Below are 23,046 nucleotides of genomic sequence, written 5' to 3' on the forward strand. Positions count from 1 at the left end.
CCCACCTGATGCCGCCGATAACCCGGAAGGCTAAGGGTCAAAACAACGGTGGCAGCCATAATGCTGGCGCCGTTTTCGGATGAACTCCCACGCATGCCACCGGCAGCGTGGGTTTTTGTTTGAGGGGGAATTCCCACGGGCGAATCGGTAGCGAACCATATACCCGCCCTAGACACTAGGAGTTCTCATCAGCGCTGAAGCTCGCATCAACGAACGCATCCGCGTTCCGGAAGTACGTCTCGTCGGCCCGTCCGGTGAGCAGGTTGGCATTGTCCGTACCGATGATGCACGCAAGCTTGCGTACGAAGCTGACCTTGACCTCGTCGAGGTGGCACCGAACGCGAAGCCGCCCGTGTGCAAGATCATGGATTACGGCAAGTTCAAGTACGAGCAGGATCAGAAGGCCCGCGAAGCCCGCAAGAACCAGCAGCAGACTGTGGTGAAGGAACAGAAGTTCCGTCCCAAGATTGATGAGCATGACTACCAGACCAAGAAGGCTAATGTTGAGCGCTTCTTGGGCAAGGGCAACAAGGTCAAGGTGACCATCATGTTCCGTGGCCGCGAGCAGTCGCGTCCGGAGCTGGGGTACCGCCTGCTGGAGCGCCTCGCTGAGGATATCCAGGAGGTTGGCCAGGTCGAGTCCCGTCCGAAGCAGGATGGGCGCAACATGACCATGGTCTTTGGCCCGGTTCGCAAGGGTAAGAATTAGATCGTTTCACCGCCTTTAAGGATTTACCACTATGAAGCAGAAGACCCACAAGGGCACCGCAAAGCGCATCAAGGTCACCGGCTCCGGCAAACTGCGCCGTGAGCAGGCTGGTAAGCGCCACCTGAACGAGAAGCTTTCGTCCAAGCGTCGCCGTAAGCTCTCCGGCACCACCGACGTTGCTAAGGGTGACGTCAAGCGCGCTAAGCGCCTCCTCGGCATGGCTTAATCGAGCGCCTGCCTTTCCCAGATAAATCATCCGTCACGAGAAGTTAAGGAAGTATCACTGTGGCACGTGTTAAGCGCTCAGTTAACGCCAAGAAGAAGCGTCGCGCGATTCTGAAGTCCGCTAAGGGCTACCGCGGCCAGCGTTCCCGCCTGTACCGCAAGGCCAAGGAGCAGTGGCTGCACTCCCATACCTACGCATACCGCGATCGTCGCGCCCGCAAGTCCGAGTTCCGTAAGCTCTGGATCCAGCGCATCAACGCGGCTGCTCGTATGAACGACATCACCTACAACCGCCTCATCCACGGCCTGAAGCTGGCTGAGGTCGAGGTGGACCGCAAGATCCTGGCTGAGCTCGCTGTCAACGACTTCGCAGCGTTCTCCGCTTTGTGCGAGGTGGCTAAGAACGCCCTTCCGGAAGACGTTAACGCTCCGAAGGCTGCCTAACCCCTGGATGCGCTTGCGCATCTAGCTTTTCGACGGAACCCCGTGTGTCCCGGCTTTTTGCCGGCTACGGGGTTTCGTGCTGTTTAGGGGTGGTGAAGGGCGGGGGTGGGTTTTAGGGGTAGGGGAGTGTCGCGTTTGTTATGCTTCCGTTACCGTCCCGTTATCAACTCGAGACGGTGGGAAGCCAGCGATCATGCTCGCGTCATATGAGCACGGGGGATAGGTCGCTGGGGAAACCGAAACACTGACTGAAGGGGAAGTCATTGCAACCTAGAAAAAGCTTTGCCTATATGGCCGTTCCGATGAGCCTTGTGTTCATGGTTTCGGTACAGCCGCCAGTGGCGTCCGCGCAAGATGTGCAGATTTCTGGCGCACCAGATGTTGGCGTTCAGAGTCAACAGGACAACGCACCGACGCAGTTCATCGTGAACTTTGCTGATGATGTGGACACACCCGTGGAGCGCACGCGAATCCTCAATACGACGACGGAAGAGTCGCTACCAGATGTAACAGAAGTCCGTGAACGCGAAGATGGAACCACGGTTGTCGCAGCGGATAAGAAAATGAGTGACCATGAAGTGGATACCTTCATGCAGGAGGCACTTGCCAGCGGCAAGGTTGATTACATCGAAGAAGATGTACGCATGTACCCAATGGCGGTGAATGACCCACATTTCCGCCAGCAGTGGTCTTTGAATGGCTCCGTAGGGCCCAGCATTGAGACCGCGTGGTCACATGCGCCCAGTCGTGGTGCTGGGCAAACCATTGCGGTTCTTGACACCGGCATTACAAACCACCCCGACCTTAACCAGAATGTACGGGGTGGATATGACTTCATTTCGTCACCGCAGACTGGGCGCGACGGTGATGGATGGGATCCGAACCCAAGTGATGAGGGGGACTGGACGCAACCCGGCCAATGTGGCCGTTCAACAAATTCCTCGTGGCATGGCACGCACGTCGCCGGCATCGCTGCCGCAGTGACGGATAACCGCGAAGGCGTAGCCAGCGTTGCCCCAAGAGCGACAATTCAGCCTGTGCGAGTCATGGGTCCTTGTGGTGGCTACACCTCTGACATCATTGATGCAATCGAGTGGGCCTCGGGTGGTGCAGTGCGGGGAGCGCCACGTAACTCGAACCCGGCAACCGTGATCAATATGTCCCTCGGCGGGCAGGGCAGGTGCTCGCGCCTGTATCAGCAAGCAATTGATAATGCCCGCAGCCGTGGCACGGTAGTAGTGGTTGCTGCGGGCAATGAGAGCCAAAATGCTGCGAACGTTACTCCGGCTAGTTGTCGTGGGGCAATCACAGTGGCCGCGTCCGGTCCACGTGACCAAAAGGCTGGCTACTCTAACTACGGGGCGCCGGTAGATGTCACTGCGCCTGGTGGTGATTCCAACCAAGGTGGCGGAATCTTGGCTACCTACAATTCCGGCAGGCAGCAACCAGCTCAGCCTTCCTATGGTTCGCTCCAAGGCACATCCATGGCAGCACCATACGTTGCCGGTGTTGTAGCGCTCATTCGCGCGGAAAGTCCGAGGCTGTCTCCGGATCAGGTTGCTCAGAGGCTGCGCGAGACCACACGCCCATTGCGAGGTAATTGCAATGGCTGTGGCACAGGCATCGTTGATCCTGCAGCGGCGGTAAGCCAGGGCCGAGACAACAACCCGCAGCCACCGGCGCCGCAACCACCGACACCGCAGCCACCGACACCACGGCCGCCGGCACCTTTGCCTTGGCCGTGGAATCCGGCGCCAAGACCAACTCCTACACCGACACCGACTCCAACTCCGCCACCAAGCACGCCGAAACCTCCGGGAGGCGGCTGGGATGATTGGGATAACTGGGATCCTTGGGAGGGTTTGAACCCGTGGCCTAGGTTCCCGTGGGTTTTCCGCCCATAGATGACTGTTTGATTCATCTAGTTCCATAGCCTGACGGGGCACCTGCTAGCAGTGGTGTGCTCCGTCAGCTGCTTTGAAAAGCTGTTTAGGTACTGCATCGCCCACCATCAGACGTCAACCCCCTGAAGGGAACCTAAGCCGTTTTCGCTTGTCCGCGCTCTGCTGCTCCGGTTCCATCCCGTGACAGTGGGGCGTTGTGCTGTAATGATGTCGGTCTGCCACGTCATGCTGCCGTGTGGGGGACGGAAGGCGTGGAGCTTATCGGTAGCGGGAAGGCAAAGGGGCACATGGCGTTGCGCGTGGGACAACCGCCATCCGCTGGAACCTGGATTTTCTTTGAGCGTGCTTTTCAGGCAGCAGCCAAAGACCCGGAGCGATTCAACCCAACGGATCCATTCGAGGAATCCAGGAGGCTCGATAACCCGGTGCAGTTTCGGCTCATCAGCGCAAGATACTACCTGATTATCCTCGGTGTCTACCTTTGTTTCATGGTCATCTGGAGCACCGTGGCCGCGACCCTCGCTGCCGGACGAGGTATGTGGTTGCTTGCCGGTCTCATTACAGCGGTGGTTGGGGTGTCCCTCTTTTACTACCTTCGTTTCCGCCACCGGAGGAATAAGCAGCGCGCATTCTCAGCTGGGAGCTTGGAGGCATTAAGTCCTCTTGTGAAGCAGGCACAGCGTGGCACATTCAATGGTTTTGACGCCTACCCGTATGCACGGACGTATGCAGAGGCAACGTATCGCCGGCAGCAGATGGGGTTGGATCTGGAGAACGCTTTGCCCTTCGAGGTACAGATCTGCCATGACATCGGGGTTCTCCCGCGGGGCAAGGCGTTCGTCAGACGTGCGCACGAGAATGAAGTACGGGCAGTGGACCCGATTATCTTCTCCGGTTTGGATTTCTCCACCGAGCGAAAACAGAAGCGGAATCGTTTCCTCGGTTCACTCCTCGAGCAGGCACAAAAGGAAGATTCATTGCGGGTGGGCGAAATCATATCCACCCGTGGCGGAGTTGTTGTCGCTGATATTAAGTGGTGGAACGGCACATTGAGCCTGACGCGGGACGGCACCATCGTGGATGCGAACCTGGGGTCGGAGGAGCTGTCGCGTTACCGCTCGATCTGTGCGCTGGTAGACGCTGCGCGCCTAGTCAACGGTGGGGAAGTCGAGTTCGTACTCGTGATCGTCGGTGGTGGCAACGTCAAAGGCGGAAAGCTGGAGACCAGGATAAAGAAGCAGCGCGTTATCGTCGCCGAGTGGACGGAGGCGATGAGGGAGCTCATTCACCTGGATGCCCGCAAGACGGTCGTGCCCCCGACCACAATCGACGAGATTCTGGAGCGCACTCCCGTCGCGGAGCGAGCACGTTAGCGCGAACGGAACGCTCTAGCTATACGCTTGGTTGCCATGAGTCTTGATTTCTCCCAACCTTTCACTGAACGCACCCCGCGCGTGGTCAACGCCGCAAAGTTGAATCGGGCTGCTGGCAGGAAGAAGGCTAAGGCCTTCCTCGCGGAGGGGGAGAACTCTGTTGAGGCTGCCGTGGCCACCGGCGCCGCTACGGACCTCTTTGTCACTGAAGCTGCTGCTGACCGCTTCGCCGACATTGTCACCACCGCCGGCTACATGGATGTGTACACCCACGCCATCACGGAAAAGGCTGCCCAATCGCTCACGGACACCGTGCACACCACCGGTATTTTCGCCGTATGCAAGCCAGTCACGTGGACGCTCGGCTCGATCCTCAAAGGTCGCCCCAAGCTCGTCGCCGTGTGCGTGGAGACCAATGATCCTGGCAATGCCGGGACGATTATCAGGCTTGTCGACGCACTTGGGGCGGATGCCGTTGTCTTCGCCGGCGATACGGTCGATCCGGAATCACCGAAGGTCGTGCGCTCCTCGGCCGGCTCACTGTTCCATGTCCCAGTCGCACGCGAGCGCGACATCAAGGGAGTCCTCGGTCAACTCCGGGCAGCAGGCTTATCGACGTTAGCTACAACCATGAACGGCAACCTCGACCTGACCAATGCGGGCGATGCACTAAACAAGCCCACCGCCTGGCTATTCGGCAATGAAGCCCACGGTTTGCCGGACGACGTCCTCGCCGCCGCCGACGACACAGCCTCCATCCCGATCAAGGGTTCCGCCGAATCGCTCAACCTGTCCACCGCGGCGTCCATTTGCCTGTGGGAGTCAGCAAAAGCGTTGCGCGAGAGGTGATCCTTATCGCACAGATATAAGGGTAGGCAAGCCTAAGTTTCGGCTGTAAGGTTGGCCTCATGGGAACGAATGGAAGTCAACCGCCATTACCGCAGAGCGACAGATCGACCAACGTTGCTGCAGGCCATTGGGTGCTCGCTCGAGCTGGGAAGCGCGTTTTGCGTCCTGGTGGTTTGAAGCTGACGAATCGTTTGTTGGATGCAGCAGAACTGCAGGATAAAAGGGTGGTGGAATTCGCGCCTGGGTTGGGGCGAACTGCCACCATCATGCTTGAACGGGACATCGCGTCCTATGTCGGTGTAGACCAAGATGTGGATGCAGTGACACGCGCGCAGTCCGTGGTGGGATCGCGTGGCACAGTGGTCAATGCTAGTGCCGAATCCACCGGCCTTGAAAGAGGTTCTGCCCAGGTGGTGGTCGGTGAGGCGATGCTGACAATGCAAGGTGAGAAAGGCAAACGCGCGATTATTGCTGAAGCGTTCCGTTTGCTGGAGCCAGGTGGTTTGTATGCGATCCATGAGCTGGGACTCACCCCCGACACAATTGATGCAGAACTCGCTGATCAGTTGCGGAAGCGCCTAGCGAAAACGATCCGCGTGAATGCTCGCCCACTTACGCGCCGAGAATGGTGTGGATTGTTGGAGGAGTCGGGTTTTGACATTGAATGGGTTGGAACTGAGCCGATGGCCCTACTGTCAATGCGCCGCAATCTTGCAGATGAAGGTTTTGGCGGAGTTTTTCGGATTTTGCGTAACGTAGTGCGGGATAGGGATTTGCGTCACCGTGTACTGGAGATGCGTAGAACCTTTAATGAATATCGAGACAATCTCACCGGCATCGCTATCATCGCTCGAAAACCCGATGGCAGCGTGTAAAAGAAGGAGATTAGATTCATGAGCAGACACGAACACGTGCCAGAAGCCATGCTTGGTTACGTCGAAAATATGGCGGAGCATGTTGAGTATTCCCCAAACTCGATCACATCGACCAAGCTCCTGCGTGCCGAGGGCGTCAACGTGGTGTTGTTCTCGTTTGATCAAGGGGAGGAACTTTCAGAACACACCGCTGCGATGCCAGTGATTGTGCAGGCCCTAGAGGGTGAACTGGAAATTACTGCCCACGGTAAAACGGTGATACTGCGTCCTGGCGGTTTGGTGCATTTCACCACGCGCCTACCGCACGCTGTTAAAGCACTGACCCCGGCAAAAATGGTGCTGTATATGTTGAACCGTCCTACGGCGGTTTAAAAAGGGGTGGTTGTCACGCTCATGACCACAAAACAGCACGAGATTCGGCGTGCGCCCAGAGTCCGCACTGTATAGATGCACGCACAACTTATCCTCCTAGGAGACAGCCGAATACCCGCGGGTATGCTTGTGAACGTTTTGTGATGCCGCCGAAGTGGAAAGGTGCGGGTGTGCAGTGAGCATTGACAAACTCGAAATTGAACTGACCGAGGAGAACCTGAATCGGGCTGCGGACGAGGCTATCGCGGCGTTCGAAAAAGCCGCGGACCTGGCGGCGCTTGAAGAGGCCAAGCGCGCGCACTTGGGCGAGCAGTCGCCGATTATGCAAGCCCGAAAGTCGCTCGGTTCGATTCCGAAGGATCAGCGTAAGGATGCTGGCCGTTTTGTGAACATGGCGCGTGGGCGTGCAGAAAAGCGTTACGGCCAGTTGCATGCAGAGCGAGAAGCGGAACACCGAGAGCAGCAGCTGCGTGCGGAGAAGGTGGATGTCACGCTGCCAACCGCGCGTGCGCAGGCGGGTGCGATGCACCCGATCACCGCGTTGAGTGAGCAGATCGCGGACATTTTCATCGGTATGGGTTGGGAAGTTGCTGAAGGCCCGGAGGTTGAAGCGGAGTACTTCAACTTCGACGCACTGAACTTCATTCCGGATCACCCGGCGCGCACCCTGCAGGACACGTTCTACGTGGGCAAGGAAGGCTCGCGTCAGGTGATGCGCACGCATACGTCGCCAGTCCAGGTGCGCACGATGCTGGAGCGTGACTTGCCGATCTACATTGCCTGCCCAGGCCGTGTCTTCCGTACGGATGAGCTTGATGCCACGCACACGCCGGTCTTCCATCAGGTGGAAGGACTTGCAGTGGACAAGGGCCTGACCATGGCGCACTTGCGTGGCACGCTGGATCACCTGGCCAAGGTGTTGTTTGGTCCGGAGACGAAGACACGCATTCGCACCAACTACTTCCCGTTCACGGAGCCATCCGCTGAGGTGGATGTATGGTTCCCGAACAAGAAGGGTGGCGCCGGCTGGATCGAGTGGGGTGGCTGCGGCATGGTCAACCCGAACGTGCTGCGCGCGGTTGGCGTTGATCCGGATGAGTACCAGGGCTTCGCCTTTGGTATGGGCATTGAGCGCACGTTGCAGTTCCGTAATGGTCTGACGGATATGCGGGACATGGTTGAAGGCGATGTGCGCTTTACACAGCCGTTTGGTGTTCAGGCGTAGCAGGGAAAGGTCTAAGGAGAGTAGAAAATGCTGATTTCTCAGAAGTGGTTGACGTCCCTGCTGAACAACGTTGGTAACCCAAGCTGGTCCGTCAGTGCGGAGGAGCTGGACGCTGGTTTCGTGCGCGTCGGTTTTGAAACCGAGGGCTACGAACCCCTGCCGGAGACAACCGGTCCGCTCGTTATCGGTCGCGTAGAGGAGATTGAGGAGCTCACGGAGTTCCGGAAGCCGATTCGGTACTGCCAGGTGAACGTCGGCAAGGCGAATGGCACAGGTGAGCTGCAGGGCATCATCTGTGGTGCGCGCAACTTCAAGGAGGGTGACTACGTTGTGGTGTCCCTGCCGGGTGCTGTGCTGCCGGGTGGTTTTGAGATCGCCGCGCGTGAGACCTACGGTCACATTTCTAACGGCATGATGGCATCTGAAGCTGAGCTTGGCTTCGCATCCAAGAGTGATGGCATCATCGTGCTCCCTGAAGGTGCCGGTAGGCTGGGCCAGGATGCGCGAGAGGTGCTCGGTGGTCCGGACACGATCTTCGAGGTGAATGTCACTCCGGATCGTGGTTACGCGCTGTCCGCGCGGGGCTTGGGCCGCGAGGTCGCATCCGCGTTTGATCTTGAGTACAAAGATATGGCCGATGATCCGTCCGTTGCGGGTATCGATGTTTCCGGTGTCCCGGCGCCGACGGGTGAAGTCATTCCGATCACCTTGGAGGAGTCCGCGAAGGTCCAGCGTTTTGGCCTGCGCAAGGTTGAGGGCATCGATCCAACTGCGCAGGCACCGTTCTGGATGAAGCGCGTGCTCATGCTGGCTGGTGTGCGTTCTGTCAACGCTGCCACCGATGTGACCAACTACGTCATGTTTCTGCTCGGCCAGCCGATGCACGCGTTTGACGCGGATAAGGTTGCCGGTGGTTTGCGCGTGCACAATGCGCAGGGTGGGGAAGTGTTTGAAACCCTTGATCACACCAAGCGCACGCTCACTCCGGATGATGTGGTCATCTCCGATGACAATGGCGTCCAGTCGCTCGCAGCCATCATGGGTGGTACGACCTCGGAGATCAGCGACGGGACGACGAATGTCTACTTCGAGGCCGCTTCGTGGGACGCACTTACCGTTGCCCGTTCCGCACGTCACCACAAGTTGAGCTCGGAAGCTTCTCGACGTTTCGAGCGTGGCGTCGATCCCATCATCATTGAGGTAGCGCTGGATATGGCGTGTGCTTTGCTGGTGGAGATCGCCGGCGGGGCCATCTCCGACAAGCGCACGTTGGTTGAAGGTGCTGTTCAGAAGCGTCATCCGGTCAACCTGCGCGTGGCGCATCCGTCTGAGCTCATTGGCGTGGAGTACTCGAAGGAGACCGTGATCAAGCGCCTGCACGAGGTTGGTTGCGACATTGCCGATAACGGCGATGTCCTCGTGGTCACACCACCGACGTGGCGTACGGATCTGAATGAGCCTGTGGAGCTCATTGAGGAGATCGTTCGCCTGGAGGGACTGGATGACATCCCGTTGGTGCTGCCCACCCCGCGTGGTGGTCGTGGTCTTTCCCCGGAGCAGCGCCGTCGCCGTGCAGTGACGCACGCGTTGGCGTACTCGGGCTACGTGGAGATCATCCCGACACCGTTCATGTCCAACACCGTTTTGGACACGTGGGGCCTGGATGCAGACGATCCGCGCCGCAATACCGTTGCTGTGCAGAACCCGCTTGATGCGGATTATGCAGTGCTGGCCACCACGCTGCTGCCGGCGATGCTGGAAGCTGTCGGCCGCAATGTCGCCCGTGGTCGCCATGACCTCAGCCTGTACTCCGTGGCACAAACCGCGGAGAAGACCGCTGATGAATCGCCGATGCCGAGCGTTGAATCGCGTCCAAGCGACGCGGTTGTAGAGGAACTTGTGTCCTCGCTGCCGGTACAGCACCTGCATGCGGCGACCGTGGCCATCGGCAATATTGAGCTCGAAGGTCCGTGGGGCGATGGCCGTGCATACACCTGGGCTGATGCGATTGAGTCCGCGCAGGTTGTCGCGCGTGCGTGCGGTGTGAGCCTGGACATTGAGTCCGCTGAGCACCTTCCGTGGCACCCGGGACGTTGCGCAAAGCTCTCCGTTGACGGCGTTGTCGTCGGCTACGCCGGTGAGCTTCACCCGCAGGTGCTCGAAGCACTCGACCTGCCGGAGCACACCTGTGCAATGGAGATTGACCTCACGGCGGTGCCTTTCAACCAGACACTGCCGGCACCGGTGCTGTCTTCCTTCCCGGCTCTTCACCAGGACATCGCGCTCGTTGTGGACGAGGAAGTCCCAGCTGAATCCGTTCGTCGCACGATTGAGGAAAGTGCTGGCGAGCTGCTCGAGGCAGTGGAGCTTTTCGACGTCTACCGGTCCGTGTCCCTCGGCGAAGGCAAGAAGTCTCTGGCTTTTGGTCTGATCTTCCGTGCGCCTGACCGCACGCTGACAGATGATGAGGCCTCGGCCGGTCGTCTTGCTGCAGCAGAAGCTGCTGAAAAGCAGTTCGGCGCACAAATGCGCGCTTAGCTGAGAGGCACCCGCCACAAATTTATAAAATGAAACTCACGGAATAGTTTACATTTGGCCGCTTGGGTGAGTAGCCTGACCGCTATGACTATTTCTGTCGCTGTGGCGGGTGCTACTGGCTATGCCGGTGGCGAAATTCTTCGCCTGCTGCTCAACCACCCGCGGTACCTTGATGGCACGCTTCGTATCGGTGCGTTGACCGGCAATTCAAATGCCGGTCAAAGTGCAGCAGTAGTGCTGCCGCATCTTCCGCAGCTGGCCGATAAGACGATTGAGGAAACTACCACGGAGGTTCTCTCCGGCCACGATGTTGTCTTCCTCGGTCTTCCACACGGCTTCAGCGCGGAGATCGGTGCGGCCCTTCCGGAAAGCGCGCTTGTTTTGGACTGCGCTGCTGATTTCCGTCTGCGCAATGCGGATGATTGGAAGAAGTACTACGGCAGTGAGCATGCCGGCTCTTGGCCCTATGGCATCCCGGAGCTTCCCGGTCACCGTGAACAGATTGCGGCTGCACGTCGTATTGCGGTTCCCGGTTGTTTCCCTACCGGGGCAACGCTAGCGGCGCTTCCTGCTGTTGCTGAGGGCTTGGTTATTCCTAACCTGAACGTGGTCTCCGTAACCGGTGTGTCCGGCGCCGGTAAGAAAGCCAACGTAGACTTGCTCGGCTCGGAGACCATGGGCTCGCTCAAGGCCTACAACACTGCTGGCAAGCACCGCCACACCCCAGAGATGGTCCAGAACCTCAGTGAGGTCACCGATGAAAAAGTCACGGTGAGTTTCACCCCGGTCCTCGCACCGCTGCCACGCGGAATCCTCACTACGATCACCGCGCCCTTGAATGGTGATGTGACTGAGGAAGCAGCGCGCGCGGCTTATGCCGAGTTCTATGCCGATGAGCCATTCATGTACCTGCTCCCGCAGGGCATCCAACCGCAGACACAGAATGTTGTCGGTTCCAACATGTGCCACATCCAGGTTGAGGTGGACGAGGGTGCCGGTGTTCTGGTGATCACCTCGGCCATCGATAATTTGACTAAGGGCACTGGTGGCGCAGCAGTGCAGTGCATGAATATTGCGCTCGGTTTTGAGGAGACCGATGGTCTGCCACGTGCAGCCGTTGCGCCCTAACTATTAGTTACTCACTACTTGTTCATTACATATTCACTACTGAAAGAGAGTCCGTTCACTATGGCAACCACAGGCGTAACTGCCCCAGCAGGTTTTGTGGCCGCAGGAGTGACTGCCGGCATTAAGCCTTCGGGCAATCCTGATATGGCCCTCGTGGTCAACAGCGGCCCGGAATATTCAGCGGCTGCTGTGACCACGCGCAACAAGGTCGTGGCCGCGCCCGTGAAGGTGACGCGTAAGGCTGTTGCCGATGGTTCGCTCAAGGCAGTGGTGTTCAACTCTGGCAATGCGAATGCATGCAACGGCCGCCAAGGCGATGAGGATGCTGTGGCGATGCAGGAGTACGCCGCTGCAGCTCTTGGTAGCGCTGCATCCGATGTTGCTGTGTGCTCCACGGGGCGTATTGGAGATCTGCTGCCGATGGACATTGTGCGCGGTGGCATTGATGAGCTGAGTACCTCCCTCGGTGACGACGGCACAGCAGCAGCTACGGCGATTATGACCACGGATACCGTGGCAAAAGAAGCAGTTGTTGTGCGTGGCGGCTGGACCGTCGGCGGTATGGCTAAGGGCGTGGGCATGATGGCGCCGTCTTTGGCCACGATGCTCACCTGCATTACTACTGATGCGTTGGTGACGCCGGAGGTCCTGGATCGTGCATTGCGTGCAGCAACCGCTGTCACTTTTGACACCCTGGATATTGATGGCACGACATCCACCAATGACACCGTGGTTGCTATGGCCTCTGGTGCTTCTGGTGTGACCCCAACTGCGGAAGATTTAGCTGATGCGATCCTAGAGATCAGCCGTGATTTGGCGCACCAGCTTCAGGCTGATGCTGAAGGTGTGACCAAGCGCGTGTCTATCACCGTGGAAGGCACCACTACTGATGCGCAGGCACTCAATGCAGCACGCACGATTGGCCGGGACAACCTGTTCAAGTGCGCAATGTTCGGCTCGGACCCGAACTGGGGCCGTGTCCTCGCAGCCGTCGGTATGGCTGATGCCGACATGGATCCGGACAACATCAGCGTCTACTTCAACGGCCACCCGGTGTGTGAAGGCAGTACCGGTGCACCGGGTGCCCGCGAGGTTGATCTGAGCGGTATCGATATCCAGGTCAATGTTGATTTGGGCACCGGTGGACCGGGTAAGGCAACGGTGAGCACCACGGACTTGTCCTACGCTTACGTGGAAATCAACTCCGAGTACTCGACGTAGAGTTGAGTGATAGAAAATGAGCAGCAAGATGGATGCAGCAGCAGAATTGACCCGCGGTCTGACTAACCAAGACCGCGCACAGGTGTTGGCGGAGGCTTTACCGTGGCTTCAGCACTACCGCGACAAGATCGTGGTGGTCAAGTACGGCGGTAACGCCATGATCGACGATGACCTGAAGTCAGCCTTCGCCGCCGACATGGTCTTCTTGCGCACCGTGGGCGCGAAGCCGGTGGTGGTGCACGGCGGTGGCCCGCAGATCACCACCATGCTGGGACGACTGGGGCTTGACGGTGGTGAATTCGTTGGTGGTTTCCGCGTGACCACACCGGAGATCCTGGACGTTGTGCGTATGGTCCTCTTCGGCCAGGTGGGGCGTGACCTCTTGGGGCGCATCAACTCACATGGTCCGTACGCGGTGGGCACCTCAGGTGAGGATGCTGGTTTGTTCACCGCAGAGAAGCGACTCGTTGAGGTTGACGGTGAGCTGACGGACATCGGTCTTGTCGGTGAAATCGTCGATGTGAACCCGGCAGCCGTGATGGACATTATCGACGCGGGCAGGATCCCCGTCGTGTCCGGCATTGCGCCTGGTGCTGATGGGAATGTGTACAACATCAATGCAGACTCCGCCGCTGGTGCGCTTGCTGCTGCTTTGAACGCAGAGCGCCTCGTGGTGCTCACCAACGTTGAGGGCCTGTACACCGACTGGCCGAATAAGGATTCTTTACTGTCCAAGATCGAGGTGGGTGAGCTGGAGAAGATTGTGCCGAATCTTGATTCCGGCATGATTCCCAAGATGGAAGCGTGCCTGACGGCAGTCAACGGGGGAGTGGCAGCAGCACACGTCATTGACGGGCGCATTCCGCACTCAGTTCTCTTGGAGCTGCTCACCATGGGCGGCATTGGAACGATGGTGTTGCCCAACGATTATGAGCGTGAGAACTACCCGGATGGCACCGTGTTCAGGAAGGACGATATGCAGTGAGCGATTCAATGACGAACCTTTCGCGTACTAACGCGGAGGCACTGGCCGAGTGGTCGGGTGTGTTCATGGATTCCTATGGCACCCCGCAATTGCACCTGGTGTCCGGTGATGGTGCTACGGTGACGGATGCGGATGGCAAAACCTACATCGACATGTTGGCCGGCATTGCTGTCAACTCGCTGGGACATGGGCATCCGGCGGTGGTAGAGGCCGTCGAAAAGCAAGTGCGCACTCTTGGGCACATCTCCAATTTTTTTGGCTCTGAGCCAGCGTTGGCAGTGGCGAAAGAACTGCGTGTGCGCTTTGGTGATGATCAAGCGCGGGTTTTCTTCTGCAACTCCGGTGCAGAGGCCAATGAGGCGGCGTTCAAGCTCTCGCGTTTGACCGGGCGGACGCGGGTGCTCAGCGCGGTGCACGGTTTCCATGGCCGCACGATGGGTGCGCTGTCTTTGACCGGGCAGCCGGCCAAGCAGAAGCCTTTTGAGCCGCTCGTTCCTGGCGTGGAGTTTTACACCTATGGGGACATTGAGAACCTCCGTGAACTCGTCGAGCAAGATCCTGCCAACACAGCCGCTATTTTCCTGGAACCGATCCAGGGTGAGACTGGTGTGATTCCGGCGCCGGAGGGCTTCCTGGAAGATGTTCGTGCGCTGTGTGATGAGTATGGAATCCTCATGGTGGTTGATGAGGTGCAAACGGGTGTTGGCCGTACGGGCAACTTCTTTGCGCACCAGGCAGCAGGCATTACACCGGACATTGTCACCATGGCGAAGGGCCTGGCTGGCGGAATGCCCATCGGCGCAGTGATTGCCCGCGGCAAGGCAGCAACGCTGTTCACTCCCGGTTCCCACGGGACGACCTTTGGCGGCAACCCGATTTCCTGCGCCGCAGCGCAGGCGGTGCTCGGTGTGGTCCACGATGAGTTTTGCCAGACGGTGCGGGCGAAGGGGGAGAAGCTCGCGCGGAGCGTCGAAAAGCTATCTGGCGTTGACCACGTGCGTGGCCGCGGGCTCATGCTCGGCGTTGTTGTGGAAGCACCTGTGGCGAAGAAGATGGTGGCGCAAGGGCTGAAAAATGGCGTGATCCTCAACGCGCCGACCGACAACGTGGTGCGCCTGACCCCGCCACTGACCATCACGGATGAAGAACTGGATGCGGCAGTTGACGCATTCGCAACAACCTTGGCGGAGTGTCTCCGCGCGGAAGCTGAAGGAGAATAAATAATGATTCACGCAGCACCACGAAATTTTTTGGCTGATGATGATCTTTCGCCCGCTGAACAGGCAGAAGTGCTTGGGCTGGCGGCGAAGATGAAGCAGGACCGCTACGCCTACCGTCCGCTTGAAGGGCCGAAATCTGTGGCCGTGCTCTTTGACAAGACCTCCACGCGTACGCGTTTTTCCTTCATGACGGGTATCGCGGAACTTGGCGGATTCCCCATCGTGGCGGAGACCGGTAACTCGCAGATGGGTAAAGGCGAGACTTTCCAGGACACGGGTGCAACCTTGTCGCGCTATGTCTCCGCGATCGTCTGGCGCACCTACGCGCACTCCAATTTCTTCGAGATGGCACAGGGTGCCACCGTGCCCATCATCAACTCGCTGTCCGATGACTTGCACCCCTGTCAGATTTTGGCTGATCTGCAGACCATCATTGAGAACCTCTGCCCAGAGGAAGGTGCTGCGGGTCTCGCCGGAAAGAAAGCCGTTTATCTTGGCGATGGCGATAACAACATGGCCAACTCCTACATGATTGGCTTCGCTACAGCGGGTATGGATATTTCCATCGTGGCGCCGGAGGGCTTCCTGCCCAAGCAGGAGTTCGTGGACCGAGCGCAGGTTCGCGCGCAGGAGACCGGTGCCACGGTAACGGTATCCACGGATCTTGCTGAAGTCGATGGTGCCGATGTGATCATCACGGATACGTGGGTGTCCATGGGCATGGAACAAGACGGGAAGGATCGCCGCACGCCGTTCATGCCGTACCAGGTCAACCAGGCTGTGATGGATCGTGCTGGCAAGGACGCGATTTTCCTCCACTGCCTGCCGGCGTACCGCGGAAGTGAGGTCACCGCTGAGGTGATTGATGGCCCGCAGTCGCGCGTCTTCGATGAGGCGGAAAACCGTCTCCATGCACAGAAGGCATTGCTCACCTGGCTGTTGGAGAACCAGTGACATGACCACACCAAACTCACGCACCGTGCGCCAGGCAAAGATCCTGGCCATCTTGGATCACACTCGGGTCTCGTCCCAGGTGCAGTTGTCGGAGCTGCTTCTGGACGAAGGCATTGACATCACCCAGGCCACCCTGTCCCGCGACTTGGATGAGCTGGGTGCCCGCAAAGTCCGTCCCACCGGTGGTGGCCGTTCCTACTACGCGGTGGGGGAGGAAGCGCAGTCCTTCCAAGCCTCACCGAAGGGTCCGCGGGACAAGCTGCGCCGTATGCTCGCTGAGCTCGTGGTGTCCGTTGATCACACCGGCAATATCGCCGTGCTGCGCACCCCGGCCGGTGCCGCCCAATACTTGGCCAGCTACATTGACCGCGTCGCGCTCGACCAAGTGGTGGGTACCATCGCGGGGGATGACACGGTGTTTGTACTGGCCCGAGAACCCCTCACGGGTAAAGACTTAGCCGAGGAGTTCATGGGGGACCGCGAGGAGCATTCCGACGGCGATGAGCCCGGAGCCGGGTAGTACGCTGTCATACAGTCTTTATTGATCTTTACAAAGCATTCAACAGAGCTAAGGAGCCCTGAAAACATATGACGAATCGCGTCGTTCTTGCTTATTCTGGCGGCCTGGACACCTCCGTGGCCATCCCGTACCTCGCCGAGATGACCGGCGGTGAGGTTGTTGCTGTTTCCCTGGACCTCGGCCAGGGCGGCGAGGACATGGAGTCCGTCCGCCAGCGCGCGCTTGACTGTGGTGCGGTGGAGTCCATCGTCGTGGATGCCCGCGATGAGTTCGCTGAGGAGTACTGCCTGCCCACCATCAAGGCCAATGGCATGTACATGAAGCAGTACCCGCTGGTCTCTGCGATTTCCCGCCCGCTCATTGTCAAGCACCTCGTTGAGGCAGCCAAGGAGCACGGTGGCACCCACGTCGCACATGGTTGCACCGGCAAGGGCAATGACCAGGTCCGCTTCGAGGTCGGCTTTGTCAACATGGATCCGAACCTGGAGATCATCGCTCCGGCGCGTGATTACGCATGGACCCGCGACAAGGCGATCGAGTACGCCGAGGGCAAGGATCTGCCGATTGAGCAGTCCGCTGCCTCCCCGTTCTCCATCGACCAGAACGTGTGGGGCCGCGCTGTGGAGACTGGTTTCCTAGAGGATCTGTGGAACCCGCCGACAAAGGACCTGTATGCCTACACCGAGGATCCGGCACTGGGCAACGCTCCGGATGAAGTGATCATTTCCTTCGAGGGTGGCAAGCCAGTTGCCATCGACGGCCGCAAGGTTACCGTGCTCGAGGCCATTGAGGAGATGAACCGTCGCGCTGGTGCCCAGGGTGTGGGCCGCCTGGACATGGTCGAGGACCGTCTGGTGGGTATCAAGTCCCGCGAGGTTTACGAGGCACCAGGCGCAGTTGCACTCATCACCGCACACGAGGCTCTCGAGGACGTCACCGTTGAGCGTGAGCTTGCGCGTTACAAGAGGCTTATCGACGCACGTTGGTCCGAGGAAGTCTACGACGGCCTTTGGTTCGGTCCGCTGAAGCGTTCCCTGGATGCCTTCATCGAGTCCACCCAGGAGCACGTCACCGGCGATATCCGCATGGTGCTGCACGCTGGTTCCATCACAGTCAATGGCCGTCGCTCCAGTCACTCGCTGTATGACTTCAACCTGGCTACCTACGACACGGGCGATACCTTCGACCAGTCCCACGCCAAGGGCTTTGTCAAGCTGCACGGCCTGTCCTCCGAGATTGCTAACAAGCGCGACCGCGAAGCTGGCAAGTAAATAAAACGGACAAGCACACGAGGAATAGGGCGCGAGGAAAGGGAGATAAGAATGGAACAGCACGGTACGAATGAAGGCGCACTCTGGGGCGGCCGATTCTCTGGTGGCCCATCGGAGGCTATGTTCGCCCTGTCCGTGTCCACTCACTTCGACTGGATTCTCGCACCCTACGATGTGTTGGCTTCTAAGGCCCACGCGAAGGTGCTCAACCGCGCGGGCCTTCTGACCGATTCTGACTTAGCGGCAATGCTCGCCGGCCTGGATCAGCTGGGCCGTGATGTGGCTGATGGATCCTTCGGCCCGGAACCTTCCGATGAGGACGTCCACGGTGCGATGGAACGTGGCCTCATTGATCGGGTTGGACCGGAACTCGGCGGACGCCTGCGTGCGGGCCGTTCCCGCAATGATCAGGTTGCGGCCATGTTCCGTATGTGGCTGCGCGATGCTGTGCGTGCTGTTTCCCTCGATGTCACCGACCTCGTGGAAGCCCTGAGCAAGCAGGCTGCCGCACACCCGGATGCGATTATGCCGGGCAAGACCCACTTCCAGGCAGCGCAGCCAATCCTGCTTGCACACTCGCTACTTGCTCATGCTCAGCCTTTGTTGCGTGACCTCGAGCGCATCCGCGACCTGGACAAGCGCCTCGCGGTCTCCCCGTACGGTTCCGGTGCACTCGCAGGATCTTCGCTGAAGCTCGACCCAGAGGCCATCGCCAAGGAGCTCGGTTTCGACTCAGCCGCGGATAATTCACTGGATGGCACCTCTTCCCGTGACTTCGTGTCGGAGGCGGCTTTTGTCCTCGCGCAGATTGGTGTGGACATTTCCCGTTTGGCCGAGGAGATCATCGCATGGTCCACACCGGAATTCGGTTACATCACGCTTGATGATGCGTGGTCGACCGGTTCATCGATCATGCCGCAGAAGAAAAACCCGGATGTTGCTGAGCTTGCCCGCGGTAAGTCGGGTCGTCTCATTGGTAACCTCACCGGTCTTCTTGCCACCTTCAAGGCAATGCCACTGGCTTACAACCGTGACTTGCAGGAGGACAAGGAGCCGATCATCGACTCAGTCAATCAGCTGCGCATCCTCCTGCCCGCCATGACTGGTCTTGTCTCCACCCTCGTTTTCCACGAGGATCGCATGAGGGAACTCGCTCCGGCAGGGTTCACCCTTGCAACGGACCTCGCAGAGTGGATGGTGCGCCAGGGCGTGCCATTCCGTGAAGCCCACGAGACGTCCGGCGCCTGCGTCCGCATCGCGGAATCCCGCGGCGTCGATCTGGTTGATTTGACGGATGAGGAGCTCGCCAGCGTGGATAAGCGCCTCACCCCTGAGGTACGTGAGGTGCTCACGATCGATGGTGCCGTGGCTTCCCGTGCAACCCGCGGTGGCACCGCCGGTGTTCGTGTGGTGGAGCAGCGTGAGCGTGTTGATGAGGCAAATGCGCAAGCACGCGCGTGGGCTCAAACGAGCCCACGCGGCAACTAAACTGCCTGGCGTATCCTCGCTTGGCCTGCAAGGTTAGGGTATGCGCACTAAACTGTGCGCATGTCCACGCAAGACCCCAACTCCTCGTTCGGCATGAGTTTTTCGCCTAATTTTGGGCCACCGCCTGCAGGCACACCCAGCAGCAACTCATCGGGAAAGAAGCGGCGGGGCTGTTCCGTCGGCCTTGGCGTTCTACTCCTCATCGTTGCTGTTGTCGCTGTTTTGATGGGCCGCGGCATAATTCCTGGGCCGTCCTTTGGTTTTGGTGGGGATGGTGACGGTAAGCCTGCACCAGCCAAGGGAACCAAGGCCATTCATGGTGTAGTCGGGTCGGAGAAGCGGGAATACTTTGAAGACCCAGCCGTGGTGGAACGCCTCGGTGAGTTGGGCTACACCGTCACAGTGAGCACCGCTGGCTCACGCCGTATTGCTACTGAAGTGGACTTGGATGAGGAAGACTTTGTTTTCCCATCTTCGAGTCCCGCCACCCAGAAGGTCACCGATCAAGGCTCCGGCTACTCCGCTGATTACCCATTCTTTTCCCCCATGGCAGTGGCAACATTCCAACCGATCGTGGACCTGCTGGTTGGCGCCGGTGTGGTGCGTAAAGAAGGGGAGAGCTACGTCCTCGATGTGAACAAGTACATCGACTTGACCCAAGACGGGAAGCGGTGGCGTGACCTTGGGGATACATTCCCTTCACCGCGGAACGTGCAAATTGCCACGACGGACATCCGCACATCTAATTCTGCTGCGATGTTTCTATCCATCTTGGCGTGGCAGTTTGGTGAACGTGAACCAGACAAAGCAAACGATGTTGCATGGTTGACACAGCAGGTGGCACCGTTCTTTACCGGCCAGGGCTACACCCAGTCTTCTTCCGCAGGCCCTTTCAATGACTACTTGAGCCAAGGCATGGGTTCAACGCCGATGGTGCTGGTCTATGAGGCGCAGTTCCTTGGGGAGCAGATGAAGCCGAACTCCCGCATCAAGGACGACATGGTGCTGGTTCAGCTGGATCCAACAGTGTTGGCCAACCACGGCGTTGTAGGCATCAGCCCGGAGGGCAAGGAGCTGGGGCGCCTTTTGTCCACGGATGAGACTCTACAGCGTCTCGCCGCGCAGCACGGTTTCCGCCCAGCGAGTAATGACTATCTGACGGAAGTCGTCGAGGAGAAGGGCCTCCCAGCACCATCGAGTTATGTCTCTTCGGTGGACCCACCGAACTACGACAGGTTGGAAGCACTCATTGAAGGAACGGGCACTCGTTATGGCAGCGTCCCGCCACGCAACCAGGAGGAACAAGAGAAATGAAGAAGCTAATCACACTGCTTGTCGCCCTGCTGACTGGCGTGGCACTGAGCGGTTGTGAGCTGACGGAGAAGGCGAGTAATTCGCTTGGGATTAACTCCGATACAGCGTTGAACATCATCGCCGCAACCGAGTTGGAAGACCTTGAACCCGTGGTTCAGCAGGCGTCCGCGGATCTTGGTTTTCCCATCAATATGCAGTTCCACCAGGGCACCCTGCAGAACTCTCAAGACCTGAAAAATGGGGTCTTTGATGGCTCCGTCGATGCCACGTGGATGGCTACCAACCGCTACGTTGACCTCATTGGTGCACGGGGTGCACTTGCAGATGAAACGAAAATAGCCACCAGTCCTGTCGCCTTCGGTGTGCAAACAGCAAAGGTGAAGGAGCTTGGCTGGGATAAGAAGCAGCCCACGTGGAGTGAATTCGCTGCTGCCGGCCGTGAAGGAAAGTTCACCTTCGGTATGACGGACCCTTCCGCATCGAATTCAGGTTTCTCTGCACTCGTTTCCGTGGCTACTGCCATGGCTGATACTGGTTCGGCATTGACTGATCAGGATGTTGAGAAAGTCGGCCCAAGCCTCCACGAACTCTTCCAAGCGCAGTCGATGGTCTCCGGCTCTTCTGGTTGGTTGGCTGATTCTTTCCTGCAGAATCCACATGAGGCGGATGCAATTATCAATTACGAGTCCACGCTGCACCAGATGCGAGCTGAGGGTGCGGATATTGAGGTGATCGTTCCGGCGGACGGGGTTGTCTCCGCGGATTACCCTTTGTCCACCTTGGCTAATCCTGCGAATCAGGAGGCTTCAGGGCAGGTCAAGGCTCTGGCAGACTGGTTGCTTGAGCACCAGCAGCTGATCGCCGATTCCTTCCGTCGCCCGGTCAGTGATGTAGAAAACATGCCAGCAGCGCTGCAGACCCAGACGGTCATTGAGCTGCCGTTCCCAGGTAAATACGGCACAGTTCAGAATCTCGTTGAGCGCTACAACAATGAATACCGCACACGCGGCAACACGACCTTTGTGCTGGACACCTCGGGTTCGATGGAAGGGGAACGGCTTGATTCACTCAAGGAGATCATGACGTCGCTGGTGGATGGCACTGCAGCAACCACGATCGGCAACGTGTCCCTGCGCGATGGGGAGACCGTGACCTTCCAGAAGTTCTCCTCCGAACCGTGGGAACCTCTCACCGGCACCTACAGCACCACTGTTCCTGCCGTGCAGCAGCAGTTCCTTGACTACATCAACGGTCTTGTCGCCGATGGCGGAACAAATATCTACGACACGCTTCTAAGCGTCACTGAGAAGGCTGACCCAGATGCAGGCATCACATCGATCGTGCTACTCACGGATGGTGAGGTCACGGCGGGTCGTGGAATGGCGGACTTCAAGAATGACTATGCCAAGGTCACCGCGAACAAGGGTAAGGTCCCAGTGTTTGTCATCCTGTACGGTGAAGCAAACGTTGAAGAAATGAAGGAACTGGCGGATATGACCGGTGGCGCTGTGTTTGATGCGATTAACGGTGACCTCGGTGACGCCTTCAAGGAGATTCGTGGGTACCAATAACCGCCTCCCGGCAGCCCTCAGTGGCGATAGTTTTTTCAGCTCCAAGAAAAATATGGTGGGCATGGGTCTTGCCACCGCGGTCGTGGGAGCGCACGTGGTGGTTGGCCTTGGGTTCCTCTGGCCTGTCGTTGCGGCAGCCGCGTGGGGTGCAGGCGTGTTGTTGACTCCAGCGCCGCGGCAAAAAGCTCTTCCCGCGAACACCTCACCCTTGCTGCCACCGGGAAAACAGTTGGATCAAAAGCTCTATAAGGTTCTTCAGCCGCTCTACCGAGTGGAGCCGCCGGAGTCGGTTCACCTGCAGGCCATTGAGTTGGAGGAGACACTGCGTTTCGTCCTACACGAGTGGGATGACCTGGAAGCTGCCCCGCAGCACCAGCAGACCATCTGGAACATCGTGAATATCTACCTGCCGGAGGTGATTGCCACATACCTGGACGCGCCGCAGTACCGGAGCCCAGAAGCTGCTGACGTGGTCACTGGCTCACTGACTACGTTGACGAACGCTGCGGAGAAAGTGAAGCAGGGCATCTTGGACCAGAACCTGCGTGCTTTGGACTCTCAGGCGCGGGCGTTGCGGGAAGCCTTCGGTGACCTGCCTGGGTTGGATGAGAACTGAACAAGGTACGATGAAGCACCATGACGGCGAACACTCCAACGCTTGACCCTCAGCTCCTTGACATCCTTGCGTGTCCGCAGGACAAGGGGCCGTTGGAGTATCTCAAGGACGAGCAGTTACTGGTCAATCGCCGGCTTGGCGTTGCCTATCGCATTGATGAAGGCATTCCGGTTTTGCTTATCGACGAAGCTGAGCCGTATCCCGCCGCATAGAACCCGGATTCGGGCTGCCCATCTTTCTTTTT

22 protein-coding genes are annotated in these 23,046 nt (G+C 58.6%); all 22 read left to right on the plus strand.

The genetic code is table 11. The features are described from left to right. The first annotated feature begins 187 nt into the window (after nt 1–187). Nucleotides 188–709: a translation initiation factor IF-3 gene (gene infC, locus QP994_RS01630; protein WP_284855105.1), complete on the plus strand. Its 522-nt coding sequence runs from the start codon at nt 188–190 to the stop codon at nt 707–709. A gap of 31 nt (nt 710–740) precedes the next feature. After that, a complete protein-coding gene (gene rpmI / locus QP994_RS01635) occupies nt 741–935 on the plus strand; it encodes a 50S ribosomal protein L35 (protein WP_034662973.1) in 195 nt (64 codons plus the stop codon). 59 nt (nt 936–994) lie between these two features. Then, on the plus strand, nt 995–1,378 hold the full coding sequence (rplT, locus tag QP994_RS01640; RefSeq protein WP_284854906.1) for a 50S ribosomal protein L20: 384 nt from the start codon (nt 995–997) through the stop codon (nt 1,376–1,378). 317 nt (nt 1,379–1,695) lie between these two features. Continuing rightward, nucleotides 1,696–3,282: a S8 family peptidase gene (locus QP994_RS01645; protein ID WP_284865139.1), complete on the plus strand. Its 1,587-nt coding sequence runs from the start codon at nt 1,696–1,698 to the stop codon at nt 3,280–3,282. Between the two features lie 194 nt (nt 3,283–3,476). Continuing rightward, on the plus strand, nt 3,477–4,655 hold the full coding sequence (locus QP994_RS01650) for a hypothetical protein (protein WP_284865140.1): 1,179 nt from the start codon (nt 3,477–3,479) through the stop codon (nt 4,653–4,655). A gap of 36 nt (nt 4,656–4,691) precedes the next feature. Next, complete coding sequence (locus tag QP994_RS01655; RefSeq protein ID WP_284854903.1) at nt 4,692–5,504, plus strand: TrmH family RNA methyltransferase; 813 nt, start codon at nt 4,692–4,694, stop codon at nt 5,502–5,504. A 59-nt stretch (nt 5,505–5,563) separates the two neighbouring features. Then, nucleotides 5,564–6,379: a class I SAM-dependent methyltransferase gene (locus tag QP994_RS01660; RefSeq protein WP_034662933.1), complete on the plus strand. Its 816-nt coding sequence runs from the start codon at nt 5,564–5,566 to the stop codon at nt 6,377–6,379. Nucleotides 6,380–6,427: 48 nt separating this feature from the next. Continuing rightward, nucleotides 6,428–6,751, plus strand: a complete 324-nt coding sequence (locus tag QP994_RS01665; protein WP_373277169.1) for a cupin domain-containing protein — start codon at nt 6,428–6,430, stop codon at nt 6,749–6,751. A gap of 175 nt (nt 6,752–6,926) precedes the next feature. After that, the gene (gene pheS, locus QP994_RS01670; protein WP_284865142.1) at nt 6,927–7,976 is read left to right on the plus strand and encodes a phenylalanine--tRNA ligase subunit alpha; all 1,050 of its coding nucleotides are present in this window, start codon (nt 6,927–6,929) and stop codon (nt 7,974–7,976) included. A gap of 27 nt (nt 7,977–8,003) precedes the next feature. Continuing rightward, nucleotides 8,004–10,514 carry a phenylalanine--tRNA ligase subunit beta gene (pheT, locus tag QP994_RS01675; RefSeq protein WP_284865143.1) on the plus strand — a complete coding sequence of 837 codons (2,511 nt, stop codon included), beginning with the start codon at nt 8,004–8,006 and terminating at the stop codon, nt 10,512–10,514. Between the two features lie 84 nt (nt 10,515–10,598). Continuing rightward, complete coding sequence (argC, locus tag QP994_RS01680; RefSeq protein WP_284865144.1) at nt 10,599–11,642, plus strand: N-acetyl-gamma-glutamyl-phosphate reductase; 1,044 nt, start codon at nt 10,599–10,601, stop codon at nt 11,640–11,642. Between the two features lie 60 nt (nt 11,643–11,702). Then, nucleotides 11,703–12,863: a bifunctional glutamate N-acetyltransferase/amino-acid acetyltransferase ArgJ gene (argJ, locus tag QP994_RS01685; protein ID WP_284865145.1), complete on the plus strand. Its 1,161-nt coding sequence runs from the start codon at nt 11,703–11,705 to the stop codon at nt 12,861–12,863. A gap of 16 nt (nt 12,864–12,879) precedes the next feature. Then, on the plus strand, nt 12,880–13,848 hold the full coding sequence (gene argB, locus QP994_RS01690) for an acetylglutamate kinase (protein ID WP_284854898.1): 969 nt from the start codon (nt 12,880–12,882) through the stop codon (nt 13,846–13,848). Between the two features lie 8 nt (nt 13,849–13,856). Further along, nucleotides 13,857–15,068, plus strand: a complete 1,212-nt coding sequence (locus QP994_RS01695; RefSeq protein WP_284865288.1) for an acetylornithine transaminase — start codon at nt 13,857–13,859, stop codon at nt 15,066–15,068. Nucleotides 15,069–15,071: 3 nt separating this feature from the next. Then, complete coding sequence (gene argF, locus QP994_RS01700; RefSeq protein ID WP_284854897.1) at nt 15,072–16,022, plus strand: ornithine carbamoyltransferase; 951 nt, start codon at nt 15,072–15,074, stop codon at nt 16,020–16,022. Nucleotide 16,023: 1 nt separating this feature from the next. Next, a complete protein-coding gene (locus QP994_RS01705) occupies nt 16,024–16,542 on the plus strand; it encodes an arginine repressor (RefSeq protein ID WP_284854896.1) in 519 nt (172 codons plus the stop codon). A gap of 68 nt (nt 16,543–16,610) precedes the next feature. Beyond that, a complete protein-coding gene (locus QP994_RS01710) occupies nt 16,611–17,813 on the plus strand; it encodes an argininosuccinate synthase (RefSeq protein ID WP_284854895.1) in 1,203 nt (400 codons plus the stop codon). 51 nt (nt 17,814–17,864) lie between these two features. Continuing rightward, nucleotides 17,865–19,301, plus strand: coding sequence for an argininosuccinate lyase (gene argH / locus QP994_RS01715; protein WP_284865146.1), 1,437 nt, complete (start codon nt 17,865–17,867; stop codon nt 19,299–19,301). Between the two features lie 60 nt (nt 19,302–19,361). After that, nucleotides 19,362–20,615, plus strand: coding sequence for a hypothetical protein (locus QP994_RS01720; protein ID WP_284865147.1), 1,254 nt, complete (start codon nt 19,362–19,364; stop codon nt 20,613–20,615). After that, nucleotides 20,612–22,186: a VWA domain-containing protein gene (locus tag QP994_RS01725; protein WP_284865148.1), complete on the plus strand. Its 1,575-nt coding sequence runs from the start codon at nt 20,612–20,614 to the stop codon at nt 22,184–22,186. The genes QP994_RS01720 and QP994_RS01725 overlap by 4 nt, the downstream gene beginning before the upstream one ends. Then, nucleotides 22,173–22,802, plus strand: a complete 630-nt coding sequence (locus QP994_RS01730; RefSeq protein WP_284865149.1) for a hypothetical protein — start codon at nt 22,173–22,175, stop codon at nt 22,800–22,802. Before QP994_RS01725 ends, QP994_RS01730 begins: the two co-directional genes overlap by 14 nt. 20 nt (nt 22,803–22,822) lie before the next feature. Beyond that, a complete protein-coding gene (locus QP994_RS01735; RefSeq protein WP_284854890.1) occupies nt 22,823–23,014 on the plus strand; it encodes a Trm112 family protein in 192 nt (63 codons plus the stop codon). Nucleotides 23,015–23,046 lie beyond the last annotated feature (32 nt).

Origin of the sequence: Corynebacterium sp. MSK044 (assembly GCF_030232825.1) — a bacterium.
Classification (GTDB): Bacteria; Actinomycetota; Actinomycetes; order Mycobacteriales; family Mycobacteriaceae; genus Corynebacterium.

Bases quoted from the DNA above. Each gene is read 5' to 3' on its own strand.
- QP994_RS01720 (WP_284865147.1), top strand. From the start codon at position 19,362: ATGTCCACGCAAGACCCCAACTCCTCGTTCGGCATGAGTTTTTCGCCT.
- argB (WP_284854898.1), top strand. From the start codon at position 12,880: ATGAGCAGCAAGATGGATGCAGCAGCAGAATTGACCCGCGGTCTGACT.
- QP994_RS01665 (WP_373277169.1), top strand. From the start codon at position 6,428: ATGCTTGGTTACGTCGAAAATATGGCGGAGCATGTTGAGTATTCCCCA.
- QP994_RS01645 (WP_284865139.1), top strand. From the start codon at position 1,696: ATGGTTTCGGTACAGCCGCCAGTGGCGTCCGCGCAAGATGTGCAGATT.
- QP994_RS01725 (WP_284865148.1), top strand. From the start codon at position 20,612: ATGAAGAAGCTAATCACACTGCTTGTCGCCCTGCTGACTGGCGTGGCA.
- QP994_RS01655 (WP_284854903.1), top strand. From the start codon at position 4,692: ATGAGTCTTGATTTCTCCCAACCTTTCACTGAACGCACCCCGCGCGTG.
- rpmI (WP_034662973.1), top strand. From the start codon at position 741: ATGAAGCAGAAGACCCACAAGGGCACCGCAAAGCGCATCAAGGTCACC.
- pheT (WP_284865143.1), top strand. From the start codon at position 8,004: ATGCTGATTTCTCAGAAGTGGTTGACGTCCCTGCTGAACAACGTTGGT.
- argF (WP_284854897.1), top strand. From the start codon at position 15,072: ATGATTCACGCAGCACCACGAAATTTTTTGGCTGATGATGATCTTTCG.
- argH (WP_284865146.1), top strand. From the start codon at position 17,865: ATGGAACAGCACGGTACGAATGAAGGCGCACTCTGGGGCGGCCGATTC.
- argC (WP_284865144.1), top strand. From the start codon at position 10,599: ATGACTATTTCTGTCGCTGTGGCGGGTGCTACTGGCTATGCCGGTGGC.
- QP994_RS01695 (WP_284865288.1), top strand. From the start codon at position 13,857: ATGACGAACCTTTCGCGTACTAACGCGGAGGCACTGGCCGAGTGGTCG.
- QP994_RS01710 (WP_284854895.1), top strand. From the start codon at position 16,611: ATGACGAATCGCGTCGTTCTTGCTTATTCTGGCGGCCTGGACACCTCC.
- QP994_RS01705 (WP_284854896.1), top strand. From the start codon at position 16,024: ATGACCACACCAAACTCACGCACCGTGCGCCAGGCAAAGATCCTGGCC.
- argJ (WP_284865145.1), top strand. From the start codon at position 11,703: ATGGCAACCACAGGCGTAACTGCCCCAGCAGGTTTTGTGGCCGCAGGA.
- QP994_RS01735 (WP_284854890.1), top strand. From the start codon at position 22,823: ATGACGGCGAACACTCCAACGCTTGACCCTCAGCTCCTTGACATCCTT.
- QP994_RS01660 (WP_034662933.1), top strand. From the start codon at position 5,564: ATGGGAACGAATGGAAGTCAACCGCCATTACCGCAGAGCGACAGATCG.